Raw genomic sequence first — 3,751 nt, 5'->3', positions numbered from 1 at the left:
CTACTTTTTCAACAGAATCGGCCAGAAGCAGTCATCCGGCATCTACAAAAAGTAGGTGCAATCGAATCTGTATTTGCATCTCCTCTGAGCCTTGTCAGCACTTAGCCCAGATTGCCATGTCCTAAGGAAACTCCGAACAAGTCAGCGCCAATCAGGCTGTAGCTTGCTCCATGGGCTTCCAAGCCGACCACAGCCGGCTAATTCATCCAGAAGTCCGGGTTTTCCCCGGATTTCTGCGTTTTACAGGCGTACCTCTCCTGAATCGGCCAGCAAATGTCGGCGCGCCATCCACAGATTCGACAGGGCAAACAGCGTGACCAACTGCGCCGTGTTCTTAGCCAAGCCACGGAAGCGCACCTTGGTGTAGCCGAACTGACGCTTGATCACTCTGAACGGGTGTTCGACCTTGGCGCGCACTTGGGCCTTGGCCTTCTCGATCTTGCGCTTGGCTTTGTACAAGGCACTGCGCTTACTGAGTTTCTTGTAGGTGCTGTGCCGAGCTGCAATCTGCCAGATGACTTCGCGCCCTTCATGCTCGGGACGCTTGTCCACCCCGGTGTAACCTGCATCGGCGCAGACTACGTTTTCTTCACCATGCAGCAACTGATCGACCTGCGTGACATCGGCCACGTTGGCTGCCGTGCCGACCACGCTATGCACCAGGCCAGACTCGGCATCGGCACCAATGTGCGCTTTCATGCCGAAGTAATACTGGTTGCCCTTCTTGGTCTGGTGCATCTCAGGATCGCGCTTACCGTCCTGGTTCTTGGTCGAGCTGGGGGCATGAATAATGGTGGCATCGACGATGGTGCCCTGACGCAGTGACAACCCTCGATCACCCAGGTGGTCGTTGATCACGGCCAAGATGCCGGACGCCAAACCATGCTTCTCCAGCAGGTGGCGGAGATTCATGATCGTCGTGTCTTCCGGGATGCAGCCTTGGGTCAGTGACAGCTGAGCAAACTGCCGTAACGAGGTGATCTCATACAGCGCTTCCTCCATCGCTGGATCGCTCAGGGCAAACCAGTTTTGCAGCAGATGGATGCGCAGCATGGTTTCCAGCGGATACGGTGGTCGACCATTACCAGCTTTGGGGTAGAACGGTTCGATCAGTGCCAGCAAGCCTGCCCAAGGCACTACCTGCTCCATCTCTGCCAGAAAACGCTCACGCCGGGTCTGTTTGCGTTTACCGGCGTACTCGGCATCGGAAAAGCTCATCTGGGTCATGCGGCTGGGCTCAGGGGTGACGTCGACGGGGTGCTATTTCAACAGATCAGCAGGAGCTTGTTCGGAGTTTCCCTAACGGCATCAGGGTATATCTGTCGATTCATGCTTGCAGTGTTTCTGGCGAGCAATAGACGGACTCAAAGGAGGCACGAACAATTGATTGCGGTTGAGCTACGTGATACATCACGTAGGTCGTACCGGCTGTGTGCATACGCAGAGCCAGAGCACGATCAAAAAACACGATAAGGCACTTTATGCAGCGTGAAAATTGATTTGAAATCTGTTATTACGCTGAAGCGGCCATAATAAATTATATTTAAGGGAATGAAATGGGCACATGGTTCAGTAGTATCCAGCTTGGCTTTGACATGGCCACAAGCTTGACAATTGTGGGTGCGGCGATTACTTGGATTATTAATCAGAAGAGACAAATTGAAGCTGAAAAAGTTCGCGGAATCAATCAGCACGTAAGATCGACAGGTCTTAAAAAAGTTCAAGATGTGCTTTTTGAAATAGAAGATAAGTATTCAATATTGATCAGCAAAACGCAGGAATTTGAAAGAAGTATTGATCTGCGTGTGCGCTGGTCTAATGATACATTGGATTTTTCTCAACTGAACAAAAAGATAAGAGGCGACCGTGATTTTTTAGTCACATCGATGGAGCGCTTAAAAAACATCCGTGAGGAATTAGGCCAGTTTTATGAGGTTATTCAGGTAAGGCGCTATAGCTTGATCCCCCTGCTTGACGCCATTAAGGAAGGCGACAAGTACATTGGCGTATTTAAACGCAATATTGATGAGGTTGGCGAGGCATACAATAAAATGGGGGGCGGCAATTTATCGCTGCTGAAAGAGCTTCACGCCATGAGCACAGCGCTCAACAATGAATACGGTAATGAATTAATTGACGTGCCTGACGAGCGCATAAGTGCGCTATTTCAGAAGATAGCTTCCAATGAAGAAATAATAAAAGCAATAAAATCCATCCTCTTCAATGAAACCTATTTTTACTGGGTTCAAGCATTTGTTCCTGCAGGCAGGGAAGAGGATTTTTTAGAAAAAGTTGTTGTGCCGACTGAGATAGAAGACGTGGATTTGTTTGGGAAGGTTTTAGCTAATTTCATCCTATCCCTTATTAAAAAGAACCATGAGTTACTTTCTCAAGTTCTCGTAAAAGCATCAAATTCAGTTATGCAGGCACGTATTGAATGCAAGGACATCTTGATCGCGCTCAGCGCCATCTCACATAAATTGGTCATGGATAATAATAATGAGACCTTGGAGCAAGTGATCGAAAAATATGACGCCGAGAAATATTTCGGCAGAGATATCACTATTCGTTGATAAGCGACCATGGAAAGTGGAGGTCTTAAGCCGTTATATTTTTTCTGAATAGCTTCAGCTTTCGTCGATTTTGGAGCAGCGATTTGACAAGGACTGATCAAGTCGCTTGCTAATTTTGGTCGCACCCCGATTAAAAAATTAAAATTAAAATTAAAAAGCATGCTTTAGGCGATCCCATGAAAAAACATTTAATTGCATCTATATTTTTTAACTCTGTGCTTTCTCTAAGCGCTTTTGCGAGCGAACTAGACGCCAAGCATACACTGCTTGAACAGCGCTGGTATTCTTTCAGCGAAGTGATAGAAAAGAGAAAAAAGTATGACATGGTAGATATTTCACGGGGGTTCATCGAATATTATTTCGAGGGCGATGAGTACACCCCTCGATACCCAGAAGAGCAATTGTCGCCGCGTCAAAAATTCTATTCTAATCATGGGTACGTTAAAAAATACGCAGCTGCGGATTATGAGGCGGCACTAGAAAAAGCGTGCATAGATGTTGTTTCCGGCTCTCTAGGATCATTTAAAGGCAGCTATGAAAACTCCAAAAGAGCTGATAGGCAACACTATAAACGTATGGTGGTAGGCATAAGATCTTTAACTTACAAAGGCCCGGAGCATAACTTCAAGAGCCCCTTGTCGTGGTCGCCTGCAGCGTTGCCCGAGGACAAAAGAAGTCTTCTTTGTGAGATTTATGAAGTCAAGAGTGAATTAAGTGATGTGCAATACATTGTTTATGCGGCTTCAATGGCAACAGCTATGTTTGACGAGATTCTTACGGCGCCCCTGCCGGGTAAGGATGTCGAATAATTGAAGTGATTCTTGCTCTGGTAAAGCCCAGGCTTATCCTGTGTTGCGGTAATTCGCAGGTATCGTCCTTCGGTTACCTGCAACGTAAATTGTGCGGTGAGATTCAATACTCACCGAAAGGCGTTGCTATGCATGGGGACTGGGCAATCAAGGCATTTCGGTCGGAGCTCAACGGCCAGCCGGTTTTAGTTGTGGGGTTTCCTCACTTGTCCCGTTACAGCCCCATCGGTAAGCCACAAATTATCGAGTGGATTAAGCAGCTGTAACTAGGTGAGGGCAGATCATCGCCACACGCGCAATCGCGATGATCTGCCCCCGCGTATGTAGATACTCGATGACCGCTTTTGGCCGATTCTGTTGAAAAAGTAG

General features: G+C 47.6%; 3 protein-coding genes. 2 read left to right on the top strand and 1 reads right to left on the bottom strand.

Annotated elements, in window-relative coordinates:
• Nucleotides 1-240: 240 nt before the first annotated feature.
• On the bottom strand, nt 241-1,227 hold the full coding sequence (locus tag CXP40_RS23460; protein ID WP_106735674.1) for an IS5 family transposase: 987 nt from the start codon (nt 1,225-1,227) through the stop codon (nt 241-243).
• A 329-nt stretch (nt 1,228-1,556) separates the two neighbouring features.
• Between CXP40_RS23460 and CXP40_RS23455 the strand changes: the two genes are divergently transcribed.
• Entirely contained in the window at nt 1,557-2,573 is a 1,017-nt protein-coding gene (locus CXP40_RS23455; RefSeq protein ID WP_106735673.1) for a hypothetical protein, read from the top strand.
• Between the two features lie 176 nt (nt 2,574-2,749).
• On the top strand, nt 2,750-3,382 hold the full coding sequence (locus tag CXP40_RS23450; RefSeq protein WP_106735672.1) for a hypothetical protein: 633 nt from the start codon (nt 2,750-2,752) through the stop codon (nt 3,380-3,382).
• The last annotated feature ends 369 nt before the right edge of the window (nt 3,383-3,751 follow it).

Source organism: Pseudomonas sp. YY-1 (genome assembly GCF_002843095.1).
GTDB lineage: Bacteria > Pseudomonadota > Gammaproteobacteria > Pseudomonadales > Pseudomonadaceae > Aquipseudomonas > Aquipseudomonas sediminis_A.
This window is presented reverse-complemented; position numbering and strand designations above follow the sequence as displayed.